At 67.6% G+C, this 21,885-nt stretch carries 18 protein-coding genes; 6 read left to right on the top strand and 12 right to left on the bottom strand.

From position 1 onward, the window contains the following. Positions 1 to 57: 57 nt before the first annotated feature. Positions 58 to 876 carry a nuclease-related domain-containing protein gene (locus tag E3O49_RS06410; protein ID WP_256359913.1) on the bottom strand — a complete coding sequence of 273 codons (819 nt, stop codon included), beginning with the start codon at positions 874 to 876 and terminating at the stop codon, positions 58 to 60. 288 nt (positions 877 to 1,164) lie between these two features. Here E3O49_RS06410 and E3O49_RS06405 point away from each other — a divergent pair, with 288 nt between their 5' ends. Beyond that, positions 1,165 to 1,737, top strand: coding sequence for a PepSY domain-containing protein (locus E3O49_RS06405; protein ID WP_134451168.1), 573 nt, complete (start codon positions 1,165 to 1,167; stop codon positions 1,735 to 1,737). Between the two features lie 436 nt (positions 1,738 to 2,173). Here the strand turns inward: E3O49_RS06405 and E3O49_RS06400 are convergent, their stop codons facing one another. The 3 genes from E3O49_RS06400 to E3O49_RS06390 are packed head-to-tail and all read right to left on the bottom strand — an operon-like array spanning position 2,174 to position 5,408. Continuing rightward, positions 2,174 to 3,904, bottom strand: coding sequence for a tripartite tricarboxylate transporter permease (locus tag E3O49_RS06400; protein WP_179954738.1), 1,731 nt, complete (start codon positions 3,902 to 3,904; stop codon positions 2,174 to 2,176). After that, entirely contained in the window at positions 3,904 to 4,416 is a 513-nt protein-coding gene (locus tag E3O49_RS06395; protein ID WP_241975970.1) for a tripartite tricarboxylate transporter TctB family protein, read from the bottom strand. The genes E3O49_RS06400 and E3O49_RS06395 overlap by 1 nt, the downstream gene beginning before the upstream one ends. Continuing rightward, a complete protein-coding gene (locus E3O49_RS06390) occupies positions 4,413 to 5,408 on the bottom strand; it encodes a Bug family tripartite tricarboxylate transporter substrate binding protein (RefSeq protein ID WP_241975968.1) in 996 nt (331 codons plus the stop codon). The genes E3O49_RS06395 and E3O49_RS06390 overlap by 4 nt, the downstream gene beginning before the upstream one ends. Positions 5,409 to 5,602: 194 nt before the next feature. Here E3O49_RS06390 and E3O49_RS06385 point away from each other — a divergent pair, with 194 nt between their 5' ends. Together E3O49_RS06385 and E3O49_RS06380 are read left to right on the top strand one after the other, a co-directional pair. Further along, complete coding sequence (locus E3O49_RS06385; RefSeq protein WP_134367250.1) at positions 5,603 to 7,408, top strand: sensor histidine kinase; 1,806 nt, start codon at positions 5,603 to 5,605, stop codon at positions 7,406 to 7,408. Continuing rightward, a complete protein-coding gene (locus tag E3O49_RS06380) occupies positions 7,401 to 8,084 on the top strand; it encodes a response regulator (RefSeq protein WP_134367248.1) in 684 nt (227 codons plus the stop codon). The genes E3O49_RS06385 and E3O49_RS06380 overlap by 8 nt, the downstream gene beginning before the upstream one ends. 267 nt (positions 8,085 to 8,351) lie before the next feature. Here the strand turns inward: E3O49_RS06380 and rraA are convergent, their stop codons facing one another. Continuing rightward, positions 8,352 to 8,816: a ribonuclease E activity regulator RraA gene (gene rraA, locus E3O49_RS06375; protein ID WP_134367246.1), complete on the bottom strand. Its 465-nt coding sequence runs from the start codon at positions 8,814 to 8,816 to the stop codon at positions 8,352 to 8,354. 110 nt (positions 8,817 to 8,926) lie between these two features. Here rraA and E3O49_RS06370 point away from each other — a divergent pair, with 110 nt between their 5' ends. Then, complete coding sequence (locus E3O49_RS06370; protein ID WP_241978694.1) at positions 8,927 to 10,333, top strand: flavin monoamine oxidase family protein; 1,407 nt, start codon at positions 8,927 to 8,929, stop codon at positions 10,331 to 10,333. 32 nt (positions 10,334 to 10,365) lie between these two features. Further along, positions 10,366 to 11,658 carry a flavin monoamine oxidase family protein gene (locus E3O49_RS06365; protein ID WP_134367244.1) on the top strand — a complete coding sequence of 431 codons (1,293 nt, stop codon included), beginning with the start codon at positions 10,366 to 10,368 and terminating at the stop codon, positions 11,656 to 11,658. Positions 11,659 to 11,702: 44 nt separating this feature from the next. Here E3O49_RS06365 and E3O49_RS06360 read toward each other — a convergent pair whose 3' ends face one another. The 7 genes from E3O49_RS06360 to E3O49_RS06330 form a co-directional block, all read right to left on the bottom strand. Continuing rightward, positions 11,703 to 12,890: an ABC transporter ATP-binding protein gene (locus E3O49_RS06360; RefSeq protein WP_134367242.1), complete on the bottom strand. Its 1,188-nt coding sequence runs from the start codon at positions 12,888 to 12,890 to the stop codon at positions 11,703 to 11,705. Beyond that, positions 12,887 to 13,672, bottom strand: coding sequence for an ABC transporter permease (locus tag E3O49_RS06355; RefSeq protein ID WP_134367240.1), 786 nt, complete (start codon positions 13,670 to 13,672; stop codon positions 12,887 to 12,889). Before E3O49_RS06355 ends, E3O49_RS06360 begins: the two co-directional genes overlap by 4 nt. Beyond that, positions 13,669 to 14,577, bottom strand: coding sequence for an ABC transporter permease (locus E3O49_RS06350; RefSeq protein ID WP_134367238.1), 909 nt, complete (start codon positions 14,575 to 14,577; stop codon positions 13,669 to 13,671). The genes E3O49_RS06355 and E3O49_RS06350 overlap by 4 nt, the downstream gene beginning before the upstream one ends. Positions 14,578 to 14,581: 4 nt before the next feature. Then, the gene (locus E3O49_RS06345; protein ID WP_166787209.1) at positions 14,582 to 15,697 is read right to left on the bottom strand and encodes an extracellular solute-binding protein; all 1,116 of its coding nucleotides are present in this window, start codon (positions 15,695 to 15,697) and stop codon (positions 14,582 to 14,584) included. Positions 15,698 to 16,201: 504 nt separating this feature from the next. Then, entirely contained in the window at positions 16,202 to 17,449 is a 1,248-nt protein-coding gene (locus tag E3O49_RS06340; RefSeq protein WP_134367235.1) for an acyl-CoA dehydrogenase family protein, read from the bottom strand. Positions 17,450 to 17,564: 115 nt separating this feature from the next. Then, positions 17,565 to 19,151 carry an aldehyde dehydrogenase family protein gene (locus tag E3O49_RS06335; RefSeq protein WP_134451166.1) on the bottom strand — a complete coding sequence of 529 codons (1,587 nt, stop codon included), beginning with the start codon at positions 19,149 to 19,151 and terminating at the stop codon, positions 17,565 to 17,567. Next, positions 19,148 to 20,521, bottom strand: coding sequence for an aminotransferase class III-fold pyridoxal phosphate-dependent enzyme (locus tag E3O49_RS06330; RefSeq protein WP_134402921.1), 1,374 nt, complete (start codon positions 20,519 to 20,521; stop codon positions 19,148 to 19,150). Before E3O49_RS06330 ends, E3O49_RS06335 begins: the two co-directional genes overlap by 4 nt. A 117-nt stretch (positions 20,522 to 20,638) precedes the next feature. Here E3O49_RS06330 and E3O49_RS06325 point away from each other — a divergent pair. Next, the coding region (locus E3O49_RS06325) for a PucR family transcriptional regulator ligand-binding domain-containing protein (protein WP_134451165.1) at positions 20,639 to 21,885 on the top strand (1,247 nt) is incomplete at its 3' end.

The raw sequence follows: 21,885 nt of genomic DNA, 5'->3' as shown, positions 1-21,885 counted from the left end.
TCCTCGGATGTTCGCGCGATGTTCACCCCCGCCTTCATCAGCGGAAGGTGAGGAGTTTCAGCCGCCGGTTCCCCCCAGCAGAGGCAGCACGGCGATGCCTGCCCCGAGGACGGCCAGCGCGGCGCGCAGGATCCAGTGCAGGCGACGGATGCCGGCCACGCGCATCCGTCCCGGGGCCGCGGCGTGTTCGGGCTCGTTCTCGTTCTCGTTCTCGTTCTCGTTCTCGGGCAGAGCGCGCCAGCTGCCGGGACTGTCGAGCAGGTCGGCCACCTCCTGCACCTCACCGGCCGTCAGCACGGGGTGCAGGTTGACCAGCCAGCGGCGCAGGTCGCCCGCGTCGATGACCTTGACCTGCTCGGGTTTCTCCATGATCACGAGCTGCTCGGGGTTGACGAAGGCGATCACGGGCTGAACGGGGGCGAGCAACGGCATCCGTGCCTGCACCAGTTCCGTGACCCGCTCGGCCGCGAACTCGGCAGCCCGCAGGTAGTGCACCTTCTCGCCGTCGACGGACATATCGTGCTTGCCGACCCGGACTTGCGTGCCGCCGTGGTGCTTCGTGCTGATCGTGAAGATGCCGCCGGGGCCGATCACGAGGTGGTCGGCGTTGGATTTTGCCGCGCTGACCACGGAGTGGAACACGGTCCATTCCGGCGGCAGCGTCGCCAGCAGTGAACGCACCACGTTTGCTCCCTCGGCTCCGAAGTACCATGACGCACCGTCGGCGCCACGCGACGACCGGCCGAAGATTCGACCGAGCGGCGAACGCGGTGATGTGCGCGGTGATGTGCGCGGCGCCGTGCTTTCCCGCCGGCCCAGAAGCTGATCGTGAAGGGAGGGTGCCGCGAACGGCGGGCGCAGGGAGGCACTCTCCATCATCATCGCTCTCCCCCCAGTGCTGACTCGAATCTAGCGACTGGGCCCCGGCGCACAGCAGCCCCCGAGGGGGGGCCGTCTCACGGCAGTCTCCTGCCGAGGCTCGCCCTTTGCTCCGAGACTCGCCGATGCGGCGGCGACGGTGGGCATCCGTGGCGATTCTCGGGGCCATTCCGGGCCATGTGCGCAAGCCGTAGCCGCCCCGCCCCGACTCCGCAGCTGGGGGCGGCGCCATCGCTCCGGCCGTCGTGTCATCGGGACCGTGCGGTATCCCCCAGACTGGGGGGTGTGACTTTTTCCTGGGTACCCCGTGTCGGAAACAAGACCTGGATCGCGGTCGCCGTGGCCGTCATGGTCGCCGTGGGCGCCGGTGCGGCCGGAATCGCGACGGCCGTCGGCAGCGATGACACGCGCCTGACCGACAACGAACTCGAACGCGCGAGCCGCGCCGCCCTCACCGTGATCGGGCCCGGCACCGTGACGGATGCCCAGCGCCGCCCGGCCGCCGCCACGCCATACGAAGTGGAGACCCGGCTCCCCAACGGGGTGGAGGTCACCGTCGAACTCGACGCCACATTCGTCGTCGTCTGGATGAGCACTCCCGGCTGGACGGGCGAGGGCGCATCCGCTCTCGCTCCCCGGGCGCTTACCCGGGCCGAACTCGCCAGCGTCGACCGCACGAGCTCCGAGCAGGCCGCCCTGGCCGAGGTCGGCAGCGGAACCGTGACCGACTTCCGGCAGAGCACCGCCCTCGACCACGCCTTCGAGGTCGAGGTCACCCTCGAGAACGGCACGGCACGCGTCGTCGAACTGACCGAGCGCAGCCAGGTCGTGCACGCCGGGCGGTCCGCCCTGCGCTGAGCCCGGGCGCCGGCCGGGTCTCCGTCCGCCGGTCCCGCGTCGCCGGACCGGGCATCCGTACGCCGAGTTCGCCTGTTCCGGTCGAGCATCCGTCGCCGAGTTCGCCTGTTCCGGTCGAGCATCCGTCGCCGAGTTCGCCTGTTCCGGTCGAGCATCCGTCGCCGAGTTCGCCTGTTCCGGTCGAGGTCGCCAGGCACACTTGGCGAACTCGACCGGAAGTGACGAACTCGGCGGATGTTGAGCACCGCGCGACTGTTCCGCGAGACCGCGAGGGCGAGGGCCAGGGCGCCCCGCGGGTGCCTGACGGTGGCATCCGAGAGACGGATGTCGCAGCATCCGTCGCCGAGTTCGCCTGTTCCGGTCGAGGTCGCCAGGCACACTTGGCGAACTCGACCGGAAGTGACGAACTCGGCGGATGTTGCCGGCTACGGCTGCGTCAGCGCACGAAGGTGTCCGACTGGTCGGCGTCCTCGGGCGCAGCATCCGTGGACGAGGCATCCGTCGACGCAGCATCCGTGGACGAGGCATCCGTCGACGCAGCATCCGTGTACGAGGCATCCGTCGACGCAGCATCCGTCGACGCAGCATCCGTGGACGAGGCATCCGTGGACGAGGCATCCGTGGACGCAGCACCGACACCCAACCCACCGGCACCCGGCCCGGCAGCACCGCTCGGGACGATCCCGGCGCGACGCCGCGCCCACCGCACCAGCGGCGGAAGCACCAGGAACAGCACGATCACCGTGTACATGACCACGGCCACGGGCTCGCTGACGAGAGCCCCCGGGTCGCCGTTGCTGATCTGCAGCGCCCGCCGCAGCTGACGTTCCATCTGCGGTCCAAGGATGGCGCCGACGATGATCGGCAGTACCGGGAAGCCGTACCGCCGGGCGACGTAGCCGAGCGACCCGATCAGCAGCAGGATCACGATGTTGAGCGCCTGCAGCCCCGCGGCATACGCTCCGAGGGTCGCGAAGAACAGGATCCCGGCATAGAGGTAGGGCCGCGGGATGCGCAGCAGCTTCGCCCAGAACGGAGCGAGCGGCAGGTTCAGCAGCAGAAGCAGGGTGTTGCCGACGAACAGGCTCGCGATCAGGGTCCAGACCAGCACCGGTTCGGTCTTGAACAGGAGCGGCCCGGGGTGGATCCCGTACTGGTTGAACGCGGCGATCATCACCGCAGCCGTCGCCGTCGTCGGCAGGCCCAGGGTCAGCAGCGGCACGAGCGTGCCGGCCGCCGACGCGTTGTTCGCGGCCTCCGGACCGGCCACGCCCTCGATCGCGCCCTTGCCGAACTCCTCCGGATGCTTCGACAGCTTCTTCTCGACGACGTACGAGAGGAAGGTGGGAATCTCGGCCCCGCCGGCCGGAATGGCCCCGAATGGGAACCCGATCGCGGTGCCGCGCAGCCAGGGCTTCCAGCTGCGCCTCCAGTCCTCCTTGCCCATCCACGGCACGCCCACCGGGATGGTGACCGGCTTGCCGTGCCGCAGGTGGGCGGCGATCCAGAGCGCCTCGCCGATCGCGAAGAGCGCGACCGCGATCACGACCACGTCGATCCCGCCGGCCAGGAGCGGCTGCCCGAAGGTCAACCGGGGCTGCCCGGTGGTGGCGTCCATGCCGACCAGGCCGATGGCGAGCCCGATCATCAGCGACGACAGGCCACGGATGCGCGAGGTGCCGAGCACGGTGCTCACCGCGATGAACGCGAACACCATCATCGCGAAGTACGACGGGGCGCCGAGACTGATCGCGATCGACACGATGAACGGGGCCACGAACACGAGGGCAGCGGTGGCGATGGTGCCGGCCACGAACGAGCCGATCGCGGCCGTCGCGAGCGCCTGGGCGCCCCGGCCGGCCTTGGCCATCTTGTTGCCTTCGAGGGCCGTGACCACCGAGGAGGACTCCCCCGGCGTGTTGAGCAGGATCGAGGTGGTCGACCCGCCGTACATGCCGCCGTAGTAGATGCCGGCGAACATGATCAGCGACCCGGTCACGTCCAGCGCGTAGGTCAGGGGCAACAGCAGCGCCACCGTCATGGCCGGCCCGATGCCCGGAAGCACGCCGACGGCGGTGCCGAGCAGCACGCCGATCAGGGCGAAGAGCAGGTTCTGCAGGGTCAGCGCGTTCGCGAAGCCCTCCATCAACAGGGAGAGATTTTCCATCAGAGAATTCCCGTCAGCAGGCCGGCCGGCAGGGGAATGCCGAGGCCCAGTACGAAGCCGTAGAACGTGGCCACGGCGAGCGCGATGCCGATCAGCAGCCCCCAGACGTAGTGCCGGGAGCCGAGCAGAAGCGTCGAACCGTAGAAGAGGATGGCGCTGGTGATGACGAACCCGAGGGGTTCCATCGTGAACGCGGCAGCCAGGATGAGCGCGCCCAGCCCGAGCAGCGTCGGCCAGTGCGCACCGGTGGTGAGGTCGATGTCCTCGCCCTCCTCGGGGTGCCCGTGGCCGCCGCGCAGCACGTTGACCGTGAGCGCGATCGCGCAGAGGGCCAGGCCCGCCGCGATCAGGAAGGGCACCACCTGCGGGCCCATCACCCCGGTGCTGACGGCGGTGTGACGGATGTTCGCCGCATCGACCGCTACGACCGCGGCGAGCGCCCCGAGCAGGGCGGCGACGCCCAGCTCGGAGCGACCGCGCATCAGGGTGCTCGGGGTGGTGACGCCGGTCACACCAATCCCAGGCTCGTGAGCGTGCTCGCGACCCGTTCGTCCTGCTCGGTCAGGAAGGTGGAGAATTTCGTGCCGGTGAGGAACGCATCCGTCCAGCCGTTGTCCTCGAGGACCTGGGCCCACTCGTCGCTGTCGTGCATCGCGGTGACGGCGCCGATCAGGCGGGCCTTCTCGGCTTTGGTCAGGCCGGGGGCCGCGAGCAGCCCGCGCCAGTTGGTGAAGACCAGGTCGACGCCCTCTTCCGTGAGCGTGGGCGCGTCGATCACCGGGACGCGCTTCGCGCTGGTGACGGCCAGCACGCGCAGCTCGCCCGACTTGACCTGCTCGAGGTATTCGCCGTAGCCGGAGGCCGCGAACTGGAGCTTGCCGCCCAGGATGGCCGGCAGCATCTCGCCGCCGCCGTCGTAGGCGACGTAGTTCACCGTGCTGGCCTCGATGCCGACGGCATCCGCGAGCTGCATCGGCAGCAGGTGGTCCGGGCCGCCGGGCGAGGAGCCGCCGCCGACCGCGAAGTTCGCCGGGTTGGCCTTCCACGCGGTGACCAGGTCGTCGAGTGTCGTGTACGGGGAGTTCGCGGGCACGAAGATGGCCCCGGCTTCTTCGATCAGGCGGGCGATCGGCTCGGCATCCGCGACCTTCGCATCGCCCTCATTCGTGTACGCGGCGCCGACGACGCCGAGGCCCATCACGAGCAGGAAGTTCGCGTTTCCCTTCTCGGTGAGCGTGCGGGCGAGGCCGATCGTGCCGCCGGCGCCGGCCAGGTTGGTGACCTCGGTGCCGGTGCTGATGCCGACCTCGTCCATGACCCGCACCGCGGCGCGGCCGGTCACGTCGTAGCCCGAGCCCGGCGCGTTGGGCACCATGACCTGCAGGTTCTGGAGCGGCTCGCTGTCGGTCGCGGCTGTGGAAGCCCCGCCCGTGACGCCGCAGGCGCTGAGCGCGAGCACCAGGGTTGAAGCCATCATGGTGCTGCCGATGAGACGCCGCGACATTGCTGGTTTTCTCATTGCGTTCCTCTGGTTTGTTGGCCGGCCTCATTGCCGACGGGTCCCATGGTGCGCAGGCACCCCCGGGCCGCCACAACTTATGGTGTTAGCGAACGTTGTGTAGCTTGTGTGCGGGTTTCCCTTCTCCCCCATTGTGCGCGACGATTCTCTAGGGCCGACGACGACCGAGTGGAGGGCACGTGCAGTCACCATCACCGCGCACGCCGCAGTCGACCCGGTCCCGGCTGACCCTCACCCGCCGGCTGCTGCTGTTCCAGCTCAGCCTGCTGGCGATCGTGCTCGTGGCCGTCACCGCCATCTCGCTCGAGCAGACCCGCCAGACCTTCGAATCGGGTCAGCAGCGGCGCATGCTGGCCGTGGCCGAATACTCGGCCGCGAACCCGCTGCTGCGCAGCATCCTCGCCGATGCGGCCCCTGACGTGTCTGCCGACGCCTCTTCCGTCGCCCCTGCCGACGCCTCCCCCGACGCGGACGCTCCGGCCGCCTCGCCGCCCGCCCGGCTCACCGCCCCCGTGGAGACCCTGCGCACCACGACCGGCGTCGACGAACTGATCGTGACGGATGCCGCCGGCCGCGTTCTCGCGTCGCCCGCCGACCCGAGGCTGCTGCGTACCGTGCTCGTGCTGGGCACTGCCCCGACCGGGTCGGACGGCGCGTGGGCCGGCCTGGCCCCGCTCGGCACCATCGACCACGTCGTCGCCCGGGTTCCCGTGCTCGACGACGCCGGCGAGCTGGTGGGCCACCTCGTGGCCGGGCGCCAGCTGCCGACCCTGGCGGGGCTGCTCGCCGCCGCCGCCCCGAACCTGCTCACCTACCTCAGCGTGGCCGGGGTGCTCGGCGCGGCCGGGTCGTGGTGGATGGCGGCCCGGGTCAAACGGCAGACCCTCGGCCTGGAACCGGAACAGATCGCCCGCCTGGTGGAGCACCGGGAGGCCATGCTGCACGGCATCCGTGAAGGCGTCGTGGCCGTGGACGCGGACGGCATCATCACCCTCGCCAACGACAGCGCCCGGATGCTGCTGGGACTACCCGACGACGCCCCGGGCCGGTCGATCCACGAGGTCGGGCTCGACGACGCGGCCGCCCGCGCCCTGCGCACGCACGGCGAGAACGACCGGGACACGCCCCTCGTCAACGGGGGCATGCTGCTCGTGCTCAATCAGACCACGATCCACCCGCCGCGGGCGAAACCCGAGGTGGTGACAACCCTGCGCGACCGCACCGAACTGGTCACCCTGCAGCGCGACCTGGGCAGCAGCCAGCAGGCCACCGACACCCTGCGCGCGCAGACCCACGAGTTCGCGAACCGGCTGCACACGATCTCGATGCTGATGCAGCTCGGGGACACCGACGCGGCCGTCGACTATATCGACGCGGTCACCCGCGACCGGTCGGACCTGGACCGGGACGTGCTCACCCGCCTGGCGGAGCCCGCCGTCGCCGCCCTGGTGATCGCGAAGACCTCGCTGGCCCGGGAGCGCGGCGCCGAGCTGACCCTGTCGGCCGCGTCCGCGCTGCCGCGGGTGGACCCGCGGCTCTCGACCGACCTGGTGACGGTGATCGGCAACCTGGTGGACAACGCGCTCGACGCGGTCACCGGAGCCGGGACGCGCAAGGTGGAGGTGGACATCCGGATGCTGGCGGCCGCCGTTCGGGTCACGGTGCGCGACACGGGACCCGGCGTCGAGTCGGGGCTGCTCGAGCGCGTGTTCGAGGCGGGCGTGACGTCGAAGCGGCCGGCGCCGGCCCGTTCCGTTGCTGAGATCGGGGCCGGGGCCGGAACCGGGGCCGAGTCCAGCGGGGCCGAGCACGGCTTCGGTCTGGCGATCGTTCGGCTGGTGGTCACCCGGCGCGGCGGCGAGGTGACGTACCGGCACGAGGACGGCACCGTGTTCACGGCCGTGCTGCCGGTTTCGTCGGCGCTTCCGGTACTGTCGGTGGAGCCGGGCCGACCCGCGGCCGCGCGGGAGGCGAACCATGTGTGACGTGCTGGTCGTCGACGACGACTTCATGGTGGCCCGGGCGCACGAGCGCGTCGTGCTGCAGCAGCCCGGCTTCCGGGTGGTGGGCGTGGCCCACTCCGGCGCCGAAGCGTTGCAGCTGATCACCGAGCTGCGGCCCTGCCTCGTGCTGCTGGACATCTACCTGCCCGATATGACCGGGCTGGACGTCATCCGCCGCGCCCGCGAGGCCGACCACGACGTCGACTTCCTCGTGCTGAGCGCAGCGCGCGAGGCCGAGACCATCGGCGCCGCCCTGCAGGGCGGGATCGTGAGCTACCTGCTGAAGCCGTTCAAGATCACCGAGCTGCAGTCGCGGCTGCACGGCTACGCCGAGCGTCGCCGCCTGCTCACCCGGCCCGGCCAGATCAGCCAGAGCGACCTCGACCAGGCCCTCGGCGCCACGGGGTCGGTGGCCGTGATCCCGCCGCTGCCGAAGGGACTCAGCAAGGAGACCGCGAGCCTGGTCGAGTACACGCTGGTCGACAGCGAGACGGATGTCGCGGCATCCGAGTGTGCGGAGACGCTGGGCCTGTCCCGGGTCGTCGCCCGCAAATACCTCGAGCATTTCGTGCACACCGGGCAGGCCGGCGTCACCCTGCGCTACGGCCAGGCCGGGCGGCCGCAGCGCCGCTACGGGTGGCTCGGTGTCAATCGTTAGCTCGGTATCAATCGTTAGCTTGCGCGGCCGATTCGGGCTGATTCACGCCGATTCGGTGATGACAAAGCCCCCTCGATCCGCGTAACGTGAGAAGCCGGGTGACCAGCGCTGTTCCCCGAGTACAACAATGATGTTGGACCCCGCACCAGCGGCTCCACCTGAGTGAGTTTCCTCGGGTGGCGCCGCGCGTCCGGTCCAACACGTGCGACCACTCGATGCCCCAGCGCTCGAAGCCCTAGCGCTCGAAGCCCTAGCGCTCGAAGCGTGCTACCGCTCGACGAGGATCCCGTCTTCGTCGCAGAAGACCGTGCGCCCGGGGGTGAAAGTCACGCCGCCGAACTCGACCACGGCATCCGTGACGCCCACGCCGGCCTTCGAGCTCTTGCGGGGGTTGCTGCCGAGGGCCTTGACCCCGAGTTGCATGGTGCCGATGGCGACCCGGTCGCGGATCGCGCCGTTGATCACGACGCCGGCCCAGCCGTTCTGCACCGCGAGGTCGGCGATCATGTCGCCCATCAGCGCGGTCTCGAGCGAGCCGCCGCCGTCGACCACGAGCACGGCGCCGTCCCCGGGCGTGGACAGCACCGATTTGACCAGGGCATTGTCCTGGAAGCAGGTCACGGTGCGAATCGGTCCGGTGAACCGGGCGCGGCCGCCGAGGTCCTGGAACTGGAGCGAGACGGACTGCAGTTCTTCTCCGCGTTCGTCGTACAGGTCGGCGGTCAACAGCATTGGTGTCCTCCAGTGGTGCGGTGGCTGGTGCGATGCTTGGTGCGGTGACTACTTCAGGCTAGCGGGCACGGATGACGCCGAGAGTCACCGAAAGGCCTGCCTGTGCTGCTGTGGCCATCATCTTTCCGGACGGACAGCCCCGCCAGCAGACGCATGCGGCGATTCCCACACCAAAATCCGCGGTCCGCGCCCCATTCGATAGTATTTTGGGAAAGGTTCGAAATACCTCAGGCCCATCGGCGGAGAAGATCTCGAGCGCACTCGGCACCGTCGCGGTCATTGGGGACCTCATCATGAAAGTAATAATCATCGGCGCCGGTCTGGCCGGCCTTACCGCCGCCTGGGAACTTCACAAGCTCGGCCACGAGACAACCATTCTCGAGGCTCGCAATCGGGTCGGCGGGCGCACCTGGTCCCAGAAACTGAGCAACGGGCAATTGACGGAGCGTGGGGGTGAATACGTCTTCCCGACCGAGTTCGAAATTCGGAGGCTCTCAGCCGAAGTGGGTGTCCCGGTCCTCACCCACAACGTGCGTTACGGGCGCCGGACAGTCGGCACCTCCCACGTCTCCTTCGCGGAACTCAATGAGACGTCCGCGAGGCTGTCGTCAACGCTGACGACCATGCTCGGCGACGGGCTCGACCGCGTTTCTGTTGATGACGTCTACAGTGCGACGCTGGGAGGAAACTTTCGCGCTAACCCCCTTTATTGTCGGATCAGGACTTCCCTTGCGGCAGATCCCGCCAGGATCAGTGCCGAAGCTGCGATTCTCCATGAGTCTTCGTCAGCCAACGGGTACGTCGAGGATGGGGGACGATTTCTCAACGGCAATCAGTCCCTGGCACTTGAACTCGCTCGCCGGCTTGCTCCCGCTGTGCGGCTGGAGTCTCCCGTTATCGGGGTCGACCAGAGCAGGACGGGTGTCCAGGTGACCCTGGCTGATGGCGGTTCGATCGACGCTGACGCAGCAGTCATCACCGTTCCTTTCCCGCTCCTCCGTTCGCTCGCGTTGGGATTCGATCTGAACCCGGCACAGCGGATTGCACTCGATCACCGCTTCATGGGGACCGCAGCCAAGCTCGGGGTTCCGCTGACAAGGGTCGATGGCGATTCAGCACTGCAGCACGGTGACCAGGCGTGGTGGTCATGGCGATCGATGTCGGCCGACGGGGAGAATCGCGTTCCCGCTCTTTCCTGCTTCGCTGGAGGCGAAGCGACGCTCCAGGCGCTCGAGACCGTGGCAGGTCCCCGAACCTGGCTCGCCGCTCTCCAGGAAATGCGTCCAGAACTGGTTCTCGACGGTGACCCCCTCCTCACCGACTGGACGAGCGATGAATGGGCTCAGGGCTCATATTCTGCCGCGTCTCTCGACTGGACAGCCGATGACATCGGCGCCTTCAAGTTGCCTTCCGGACGCGTGGCCATCGCGGGCGAACATACCGGGATAGCGCAATCGCTCAACGGCGCAGTGGAATCGGGCGTACGTGCGGCCGCTGCCCTGCGGCTGCTTTCCTAATTACGCCCCGAGATCGAAAGGGAATTCACCACGTGGAGACTGTCGACGTCGTTGTGGTCGGGGCCGGCTTCTCCGGCCTGATTGCCGCGCGAGAACTTGGGAACGCCGGCCTCACCGTGCTGGTGCTGGAGGCACGCGACCGGGTCGGTGGCCGCACCTGGACAGACCACAGGCTTGGACACGACCTGGAACTCGGCGGCACATGGGTGCACTGGGTCCAACCCCATACCTGGTCGGAAGTGACTCGCTATGGTCGACACGTCACCCGCAGCATTCGTCCCGAGGAGGCGTATTGGTTGGGCGCGGGCGATGCCCGCCGCAGTGGGACGCTGGAAAATTTCATGGCCCTGATCGCCGATGGTCAGGCCCGGCTGGTGTCAGATTCGCTCTCCGCGATCCCCCGTGCGGTCGACCCCACCAGTGGTGAGATCGCCTCTCTTGATTCCCTGTCACTGCAGGATCGCTTCGACTCGATCGCCCTCGACGACGAGGCTCGGTCGGCGAATGAGTCAGTCTGGGTGGGGCATATGAACGCCCCTCTCAACGAGGTCGGGCTCTCCGCCGCGCTCCGTTGGGTAAGCGCCAGCGGTGGACACTGGCCGCTGATGCACGAGGCCTCGGCGACGTACAGCGTGGTCGGCGGCATGTCTGCTTTCACCCAGGCGATTGCCGAGGATGTCCGCGGTGAGATCCGGTTGGGAACGACCGTTCGCTCGATCGATCACCAAGCCGACTTTGGGATTGTGACCTGTGAAGACGGCACCCAGGTCCGCGCGCGGCGGATCATCATGACACTCCCCATAAACGCCGTGCACAGCATCCGGATGTCCCCCGAACTCCCCGAAGCCTGGTCGGCGTCGAACCGTGAACGTGTGGGGTCCCAGGGCATCAAACTGTGGATTCGAGTTCGGGGCGCCGTCACACCATTCTTCGCATACGCCTCCCAGCGACACCCGATATCGGTATTGAAGAGCGAGTTCATCTCCGAAGACGAATCCGTCCTCATCGCGTTCGGCCCTGACCACACCATGATCGACGTCACCAGCATCGCCCAGGTTCAGGCAGCACTCGCAGTCTGGCGCGACGATCTCGAAGTGCTCGAGGTCGCCTCACATGATTGGATGAAGGACCCGCTTTCGCAGAACACCTGGATGGTGCACCGCCCCAATCAGTTGACCCGTCACCTTCGCGATCTCCAGACTCCGAGCGGCATCGTTCACTTTGCCGGCTGCGACACTGCGGATCTCTGGGGCGGCTTCATCGACGGTGCCATCGAAAGCGGCTTCCGGGAAGCTCGGCGGGTGGCTGCATCCCTCGCCCTGTAAAGGACAAGCGGCAGCCACCCACACCGGATGCCTGATCGCGGCCGTCAGGTAGTCGATTCCCCGAGTTCTCCCGAGTCCTGCAGGAGTACCCCGGATTCGACGTGCCACACCATCGTGGCTTTGCTCCCCTCAGCGAAGGACTCGCTCGAGTGCGATACCCGAACGGTACCGCTGCTGCCGTCCGGCAGAAGGACTTCGTATCGCCATCCCGATCCCAGATAGGTCACTCCCAGGACCCGAACATCAACCGATTGGAATGAGGCTGAGTCCGGACGGTACCCCTCCTGATACAGCACGATGTTCTCAGGACGGATCAGCACAGCCAGGTCGTCACCGACTCTGTCGCCAGGCACGGATATCTGATGTCCGGCGACGTCGACGGTTGTGCCTCCATCAACGGATCCCGCCCGCTTCCCGATGAGGACCGTCGATTCTCCGAGGAATCGACCGACGAAGAGGGTGTTCGGGCGTTCGTACAATTCGACCGAGCTGCCGACCTGTTCGATCTTTCCGTTATTGAAGACCGCGATCCGGTCAGACATTGACAGCGCTTCCTCTTGATCGTGTGTCACGTACACGAACGTCGAGCCCACTTCGCGGTGAATTCTCTTGATCTCTGCCTGGAGCCATTCACGCAACTTCTTGTCGAGTGCGCCGAGGGGTTCGTCCATGAGAAGCACTCGGGGACTGTAGACCAGAGCACGCGCAAGTGCGACCCGTTGCTGTTGCCCGCCCGAAAGCTCTGCGGGAGAACGATTGCCGTAGTCCCCCATCCGGACCATGTCCAGCACGTCCTTGACCATGGTTCGCTGACGGTCCTTGGGGATCTTGCGTCGCTTGAGGGGGTACGCGATGTTCTCCGCAACGGTCATGTGCGGGAAGAGCGCGTAGTTCTGGAAAACCATCCCAATGTCTCGCTTGTGGGCGGGCACCTTCGCCACGGGCTTGCCGTAGATGTGCAGGAGCCCCTCAGTCACGCTCGCGAAACCGGCGATCATGTTCAGCGTGGTCGTCTTGCCCGATCCGGACGGCCCCAGGAAAGTCATGAACTCTCCCGGTTCGACGATGAGGTCGATGTCATCGACAACGGCCTTCTCGCCGTAGCGCTTCGTCACGTTGCGCAGGCTGATGCCGGCGTGGTTGATGGTGCTGATCGCTTGAGTGTCGAGATTGAGCTCACGGAGGATCTGGTCGGGTGAGGGTGCGGTCCCGGCAATTTCATTCGAGGTCATGCGGAAACCGACTTTCTCTTACGACTGGCGAATTGCGCGGAAAGCATGATGATCACGGATGTGAACATGGCTATCACGGCTACCGCAGCCACGGTGGGGTCATTGGTTTGGGTGACGCTGTAGTAGATCTTCACCGGCAGCGTCTGCAGCTGAGGACTCTGGATGAACAGAGACAGAATGATCTCATCGAAGGAGGTGACAAAGGCGAACAGGGCCCCGGCCGTGACTCCCGGCATGATCAGCGGCAACGTGATGCTGAAGAAGGTTTGCAGCCGTCCCGCTCCGAGGCTCGCCGACGCCTCTTCGAGTCGTGGATCGACGCCCTGCAGTGAAGCCATCACGTTGATGATCACGAGTGGCAATGCGACCACGGTGTGAGCGAGAACGAAGCCCGGCAGTGTCCCCAGGAGATTGAATCGGAGAAAGAGCGAGTAGAGCCCAACGGCAATCACGATGCCAGGAACGATGAGTGGGGTGAGGAAGAAGTTCTCCAATAACGCCTTACCCCGGAACCGAACCTTCGAGAGGCCGATCGATGCCATTACCCCCACTGTGGTGGCAACGATCATGGTGACGATCGCCACTTGCAGTGAGGCGCCGAGGGCCCGGAGCCATGAGGCGTCTGTGAAAAAGTTCTCGTACCACCGAAGGGAGAATCCCTTGGGCGGGAAGTTGAATGAACTGGCCGAGTTGAACGACATCGGAATAATGACCAACGTGGGCAGAACCAGCCAGGCGATGATCAGAATCGCGATAGCGCCGAGCACCCTCCGCAGCATCATTTCTCGACCCCCGGGAACATGCTTGCACCCTTCGACAGCCGGCCGACCACAACGAGAATGAGGACGGTGGCTGCGAGCAGGAAGATCCCCAGCGCGGTGCCCTGACCCCACATGAGGAAGACGCTGATCTGCTGGTACATCAGGGCCGATATCATGATCTCCTTCGACGACCCGAGCAACGACGGAATGATGTAGAAGCCCAGCCCGAGGATGAACACCGTGATCGAACCGGCGAAGATTCCTGGGCGGGACAAGGGCAGGTAGACAGTGAAGAATGCGGTGATCGGCCTCGCACCGAGATTCGACGCCGCAGGCAACAGACGCTTGTCGATTTTGGACATCGCCGAGTACAGCGGCAGCACCATGAAGGGAAGCAACACCTGACTCATCGCCAAAGCGACACCGAAAGTACTTCTGATCAGCGGCAGTGGTCCGATGCCGAACGCGGTCTCGAGGAATCCGTTAATCGGTCCGGTGTCCTGCAGCAGCACCATCCAGGCAAGCGTGCGGACGAGAATGCTGGTCCAGAGTGGAAGCATCACGAACAGTTGGAGCAGATTCCGGGTGCGATCGCCCACGATCGTCATCAGGTACGCATACGGGTACGCGAGGAGCACGCACACCACGGTAACCAGAAGCGCGGTGCCGAAGGTGCGCACGGTCACCGTGATATTCGTCTCGGTGGTGAAGAGCCAGACATAGTTCTGCAGGCCCAGCCGAGGGTCGGTGATGCTCCGGATGAAGACGTCGACAAGTGGTGCGAGGAAGAAGAGGGAGACGATGAGAAACGCCGGGACGAGGAGAAGGAACGGCTTCCAGTTTCTGGGTGCCCGCTGGTTCGCCTCCGAGCCGACCTTCCCGGCCGAGGTCACCCTCGGCCGGGAAGGAGCCGAAATCTGGGACATAGGGTCAGCTACCCGTGGCCCAACCGGCCCAGGCTGTCGCCAGCACATCATAGTTCTTGACCCAGAAGTCGACGTTGGGAGCGTGACCCGTGGCCATGTGTTCCGTTGTCAGCCAGGTGCCCAGCTTCTTATCGACCTTCGGCTTTGCATCGGTGTTGACCGGACCGTACGACGTCAGTTCAGTCATCTTCGCCTGCTGTTCTGCGCCGATGTAGTAGTTGACTGCGGCGAACGCGGCCTGCTTGTCCTTGATACCCTTCGGGATACCGGTTGAGTCAACCATGATCATCCAGTCGTCCCACATGGGGGCGATCGGGGCGCCGGCCGCCGCAGCACCGTAGCCGCGACCTGACCAGACCAGGCCCATTACGGCTTCACCCGATTCGAGCTGCTGCTGGGCCTGCGCTCCAGTCGTCCAGCCGATCACGTCGCTGCCGAGCGACCGGTACATGTCGAAGGCGCCATCGATGTCATCCGTGGTGATGGTGCTGGGATCCTTGCCCTGCGCCACGAGTGCGAACTCCGCCGTCTGCGGGTCGACGTAGGTCGACTGGCTCACCGTGCGCTTGCCCGGGAACTTCTTCGTGTCGAAGAAGTCAGCGGCGCTGGTCGGGGGGTTGTCGCCGAAGGCGTCCGTGTTGTAGGCGACCACGAGTCCGTAGAGAATATTCGGAACCATGCACTTGTCCGTGACGGTTCCCTCCGGGATCTTCGACATGTCGATCTGAGAGTAGTCATACTCCTCGTAGAGCGTGCCGCAGCCCCGAGCGGTGTCGAACTGGGTGGTGTTCACAACGTCCCAGGAGACGTTGCCGGAGTCGACCATCGCCTTGAGCTTGCCGGAGTCGAAGGCATCCTGGAGAAAAGTCGCGCCCGACTTTTCGGCGAACGGCTCCCAGGCTGCCTTGGTCTGACCGTCCTGGAAGATTCCTCCCGACGCCGCGTAGGTCAGCGTCACGCCCTTGAGCACGCCGTCACCGATTTCGCCCGCGACCGGCGTACCGAGATCACGCTCAGGCGCCGACGCCTCCGGCGTGCCGCTGCTACAGCCGGCGACCAGCACAGCGGAGAGCCCGCCGACAACGACCACAGTCAAACTGCGCTTGAGATACGGTTTCATTCGCATGTATATTCCCTTTTCTCCATTGAATTGGAATTCTTCCCTGAACCTAGCATCAATCTGTCTCTGCCTTGAATCGACGCTTCGCACCGCGTGTCGCAACTCGCTGGGGACAACTCCACCAGCCTCCATCAGGAGACATCGGCATGCTCAACCGGAGTGCAGCCCGCGCAGCAGTAATGATGGGCAACACCGAGAAGACATAGCGTGGTTCGGAGGATGGCCGTTCATTCGAGTCACAAAAACCGGCTTTGACGGCGCTTTTGGTGGCGCAGCGACGACGTCAGGGGTCGATTGGCGCGTCGGCGGCCCAGCGACCGCGCTGAACCGCTCAGCCTGTCGACCCGCATCAGAAGATCCGATCCAGCGACGCCCCGGCCAGGATTCGTCGACCGCCCGCGCCCGGCGCCGACGAGCGTCAACTCCGGGACGGACGCGCGAGGCATGCGAACGTATCTTCGAAAAACAGATCTCATTCTCTCGGCACCCGAACGGGCGCTGGTGTCAGCGGAACGCGGGGATTCCGGTGATGTGGTTTCCGATGATCAGGGTGTGAACCTCATCGGTGCCCTCGTAGGTGCGCACGCTCTCCAGGTTGTTCGCGTGCCGCAGCGGCGAGTAGTCCAGGGTGATGCCGTTGCCGCCGAGCACGGTGCGGGCCTCGCGGCAGATCTTGATCGCCTCGCGGGTGTTGTTGAGCTTGCCGATCGAGATCTGGTGCGGTTTCAGCGTTCCGGCGTCTTTGAGACGGCCCAGGTGCAGGGCGAGCAGCGTGCCCTTGTTGATCTCCAGCGCCATGTCGACGAGCTTCTGCTGGGTCAGCTGGTAGCCGGACAAAGGCTTGTCGAACTGCATCCGTTCGCCGGCGTAGGCCAGGGCGGTGAGGTAGCTGTCGCGTGCCGCGCCCATGACGCCCCAGATGATGCCGTAGCGCGCCTCGTTCAGGCAGGAGAACGGGCCGCTCAGTCCCTTGGCCTTCGGCAGCATCGCCGAGGCGGGCAGGCGCACGTTGTCCAGGTCGATCTCGCACTGGATGGAGGCCCGCATGGAGAGCTTCGGGCCGATCACCGTGGCCGTGAATCCGGCGGTGTCGGTGGGCACGACGAAGCCGCGCACCCCGTCGTCGGTCATCGCCCAGATCACGGCGACCTGGGCGACGGCGGCCAGCCCGATCCACCGCTTCGTGCCTGAGATCACCCAGTCGTCACCGTCGCGGCGGGCGAAGGTGGTCATGCTGCTGGGGTCGGAGCCCGAGTTCGGCTCGGTCAGTCCGAAGCAGCCGATCGCCTCGCCGGCCGCCATCTTCGGCAGCCACTCGTTTTTCTGCTCCTCGGAGCCGTGTTTGTGGATGGCGCTCATGGCGAGGGATCCCTGCACGCTCACGAAGGTGCGCAGGCCCGAGTCCCCGGCCTCCAGCTCGAGGGCGGCCAGGCCGTATTCGACGCTGCTCCGGCCCGGGCATCCGTAGCCCTTCAGGTGCATGCCGAGCAGGCCGAGCTTCGCCATCTGGGGCACGATCTCGAGGGGGAAGACCCCGTTCTCGTACCAGCCGGCGATGTTCGGCCTGATGGTGGAGTCCACGAATGCCCGCACGGAATCGCGCAGGGCCACCTCGTCGGCGGTGAGCAGCGACTCGATGTCGATCAGGTCGGAGGTGTCGATCTGGGGCGCGGCGACGATGCCGGCCGGAGCGTCTGTCACGTCGGGCTCGTCTGAAACGGCCGAGTCGATGCGGGTTGAGAGGTCGGTCATGGTTTCGCTTTCGTCAGGTTGAGCTGCAGTTCAGGGTATGGGCGGTGCCAGGGTGTGGTTCGCGTCGGCCGGCCGGCAGCGTCAGCTTGTGGGCAGTGTCAGCTTGCCGACAGTGTCAGCTTGCCGGCAGTGTCAGCTTGCCGTCGATGCGCCGCGGAATGCGCCACGGGTTGTCGGGGTGGAGGCCCGCCGGAAGGTGCGCGGGGTCGGCATTCTGCACCGCGACCGGTCGCACGAAGCGGTCCAGCGCGCCCGCGCCGACGCTCGTCGCCTCCGACCGGGACGTGGCCGGCCATGGCCCGCCGTGCTGCATGGACCAGCTGGTGGCCACTCCGGTCGGCCACGCGTTCAGCGCGACCCGGCCGACCTGCCCGAGCAGCCGGCCGACGACCCCCGCCGACTCCGGGTCGTCCGGGCCGCCGGTGAAGACGGATGCGACCAGGCTCGGCTGCAGCCGCGTGAGGGCGTCGAGCGCGGCCGCGGCATCCTCGTACTCGCAGACGAGGGCGACCGGCCCGAAGCATTCCTCCAACAGGCGTGAGCCGGGGTGGAGGTCCTCCAGCCGCACCAGGAAGGCCTGGGGGTCGACCGCGTAGCCGTCGGCGCTGTCGGGCTCGGCGCTGTCGGCCTCGGCGCTGTCGGCCTCGGCGCTGTCGGCGCCGGCGTTTCCCGCCGCGGCGGCGGCTTCGGCGAGTCCGGTCAGGCCGGCCCGGTAGCCGCGCGCGATCCCGGCGGTCAGCAGGGGCGCACTGGGGGCCTGCCGGAGCTCGGCGCGCACGGCGTCGAAGATCCCGGCGCCCGCGGGGGCGAAGAGCAACCCGGGCTTGGTGCAGAACTGGCCCGCCCCGAGGGTGAAGGAGCCCACGAAGCCGGCCGCGATCTGCGCGCTGTCGGCCGCGGCATCCGTCGTGACGAAGACCGGGTTCACGGTGCCCATCTCGGCGAAGACCGGCACGCCCCGCGCGGCGGCGCGCTGCACGAGCGCCATTCCGCCGCCCTGGCTGCCGGTGAAGGCGATCGCGGTGATCTCGGCGGCGTCGACGAGCTGGAGTCCCGCGTCGAAGCCGACGACGAGGGCGTAGCTGCCCACGGGGGCGCCGGCCCGCTCGAGCGCGTCGGAGACCAGCTCCGCCAGCCGCACGCTGAGGCGCGGGTGGGCCGGGTGCGCCTTGACGATCACGGGGCAGCCGGCGCCGAGCGCAGACGCCACGTCGTGGCCGATCACGCCGAAACCGAACGGGAAGTTGCTCGCCCCGAACACCGCGACCGGGCCGAGGGGGATGTTCCAGCGGGACAGGGTGGAGTCGCCGCCGATGCCCTCGGTGCCGGCGCCCAGATAGCTGCCCTCGGCCGCGACGGCGCCGTAGAACACGGTGCTGGTGGCGCATTTGGCGAGTTCGCCGTGCAGGCGGTCCGCGCCGAGGCCGGTCTCCTCGCCCGCGAGCCGCACGAGTTCGTCCTCGTGGGTGCGGAGGGAGTCCGCGATCGCAGTCAGCCAGCCCTGCCGGGTCGCCGGGCTGGTGCCGGCGATCACGGAAGCCGCGCTCTGCGCGCGCCGCAGGATCGCGGCGACGTGCTCCGGGGTCGTGTGCGGCACGCTGCCGTGCTGCGCGCCCGTGCGCGGGTCGTAGCTCGGGTCTGCGGCCGGGTCTGCGGCCGGGTCTCCGGCCGGCGTGACGGTCGTCGCGAGGGTTTCGCTCACGCGTGCACCGCCGCGGCGCCGACGGATGCTTCGGCGTAGACGGATTCGACGGCTGCCCGCAGCACGGCGAGGCCGTCTTCGAGCAGGTCCTGCCCGATGACGAGCGGGGGAAGCAGACGGATGACGTTTCCGTACGTTCCGCAGACGAGCACGAGCACCCCCTGCTGGTGGCAGAGCGAGGCGACCGCGGCGGCGAGCTCGGGCCGCGGTTCGAGGGTCTCTCGGTCGGCGAATTCGATCGCGAGCATGGCGCCGCGACCGCGGAAGTCGACGATCGGGGACTCCTCCGCCACCAGCGGTTCCAGGATGCGGCGGGCCGTGCTCTCGATGCGCAGCGCACCGGCGAGCAGGTCGCCGTTCTCGAATGCCTCGAAGACGCCGAGCGCGGCCGCGCAGGCCAGCGGGTTGCCGGCGTAGGTGCCGCCCAGTCCGCCGGTGTGCACGGCGTTCATCAGTTCGACCCGGCCGGTCACGGCGGTCAGCGGCAGGCCCCCGGCCAGCGCCTTGCCCGTGACGAGGAGGTCCGCGGCGACGCCCTCGTGTTCGCTGGCGAACATGGTGCCGGTGCGGCCCATGCCGGCCTGCACCTCGTCGAGCACGAAGACGATCCCGTGGCGGGCCGCGATGTCGCGCAGCCCGGCCAGGAAGCCGGGGGCCGGAACGATGAACCCGCCCTCGCCCTGGATGGGCTCGATCACCATGGCGGCGAACGTCTCGGGGCCCTGCTCGGCCAGGACCGCCTCGACCCCGGCGAGGGCCTCGGCGGTGGCGTTCGCCGCGCCGCTCGGCCAGCGCAGCGGAGCGGCCATCGGAGCCCGCACGATCTCGGTGGGGAAGGGCCCGAAGGTGATCTTGTAGGGCTTCTCCTTGGCCGTCATGGCCATCGTCAGCAGGGACCGGCCGTGGTACGCGTCGTCGAAGACGAGCACCTTGGCGCGGCCGGTGGCGGCGCGGGCGATCTTGATGGCGTTCTCCACGGCCTCGGAACCGGTGGAGAACAGCGCCGTGCGCTTCTCGAAGTCGCCAGGCGTGTGGGCGTTCAGCCAGGCGCAGACCGCGGTGAAGGAGTCGTACTCGGTGACCATGAAACAGGTGTGGCTGAACCGTGCCAGCTGCTCGGTGACGCGGGCCTGCACGAGTGGGTTGGCAGCTCCGACGCTGGTGACCGCGATACCCGAGGCGAAGTCGATGATGCGGTTGCCGTCGACGTCCTGCAGGATGCCGCCCTCGGCCCGGTCGATGAACACCGGCAGCGCGATCCCGAACCCGCTGGAGACCTGCTTCACCCGTTCGGCATGCAGCGCGCTGGACCGGGGGCCGGGGATCGCGGTGCGGAGCAGTCGGGTCTGGGGAACGGTCGCTGTGTCCATCGGATAAATGTAGGCGAGGGCCATCCGCTTGACATCGTATGAAACGTCTATGAAAAAACAGCGCGGTGGCTAGAATATCCAAAGATATTGGCCGTTTCAGAGTCGAAAAGGATCCGCATGGTGACGATCAGCCTGGTGCAGCTGCAGGAACGGCTCGGCAGCGACCTCCAACCGGTCGGCGGCGGACGGCCGGCCCGCCGTGACCTCACCGGGGTGCACGTCTCCGAGCTGGACGACCCGACGCCGTACCTCGGCGGCGGGGAACTGCTGCTGACCACCGGAATCCCGGTGGCGGGAACCGACGAGCACGTGCGCGGGTACGTGCGGCGGCTCGTCGACCACGGCGTGGCTGCCCTCGGCCTGGGCCTCGGTGCGGGCACCGACCATGTGCCGCCGCACCTCGCCGACGCGTGCCGGGAGGCGGGCCTGGCGCTGCTGATCGTTCCGGACGGCACCCCCTTCCTCCAGGTTTCCCGGGCCTACTGGGACCTCGTCGGCCGCACCGAACAGGCCGACTACGCCGCGAATCTGGGGCTGCAGACCTCGCTCGCGCGCGCCGCCACGCGGCCAGGAGCTGCGGCATCCGTGGTGAAGGTGCTCGCGGAGGCGCTGGGCGGCTGGGCCGCGTACCTGCCGGCCGACGGCACGCCGGAGTCGCTCTGGCCGGCGACCGAGAGCCGCGTGCTGCCGAAGCTGCGCGAGGAGACGGCGCGGCTGAACCTGGCGGGCACGCACGCCGCCGCGACCTTCCCGCTGCTGGGAACGGATGTCGTCGAGTACTCCATCGTGGCCGGCCAGCGCACCGCGGGGTTCCTGGCCGTGGGTGCCGGGCGGGCACTGCGCCCGGCGGACCGGCAGCTCATGCTGACCGGCTGCATGCTGCTCTCGATCACGGCGCAGCAGAACTGGGAGCTGCGCCGGGCCAACGCGATCCTGGGCGCCACCGCCGCGACCCTGCTCCTGCACGGCTACATCGACGCCGCGCGCCTCGCCGCGGCGGAGCTGGGCCTGCCCCCGCTGACGGAACGGGTTCGGGTCCTGGCCGTCACGGGCGAGCAGGTGGACCTGCTCTCGACCGAGGAGCTGGCCGACGCCATCGCCGCGATGTCTGGGCTGTCGACGGGAGAGGAGGCCGCGGAACTGCGGCGGAGCATCCGTCGTTCGAGCCTGCGGTGCACGTTCGACGGGCTCAGCTACCTGGTGCTGGACGAGTCGGGTGACCCGGTTGCCGATCCGGACCGGTCGGTCGTGTCGGGCCCTGCTGCGCAGCCGGGGTCGGGGTCGGGGTCGGGGTCGGTGGCGGGGCCGGGGTCGGGGTCGCTGGCGGTGGCGGTGGCGGGGCCGGGGTCGGGGTCGCTGGCGGT

Origin of the sequence: Cryobacterium shii (genome assembly GCF_004402595.1) — a bacterium.
In the GTDB taxonomy this organism is placed as follows: domain Bacteria; phylum Actinomycetota; class Actinomycetes; order Actinomycetales; family Microbacteriaceae; genus Cryobacterium; species Cryobacterium shii.
The sequence above is the reverse complement of the archived record's forward strand: the minus strand, read 5'-3'. Positions and strand labels throughout refer to the sequence as shown.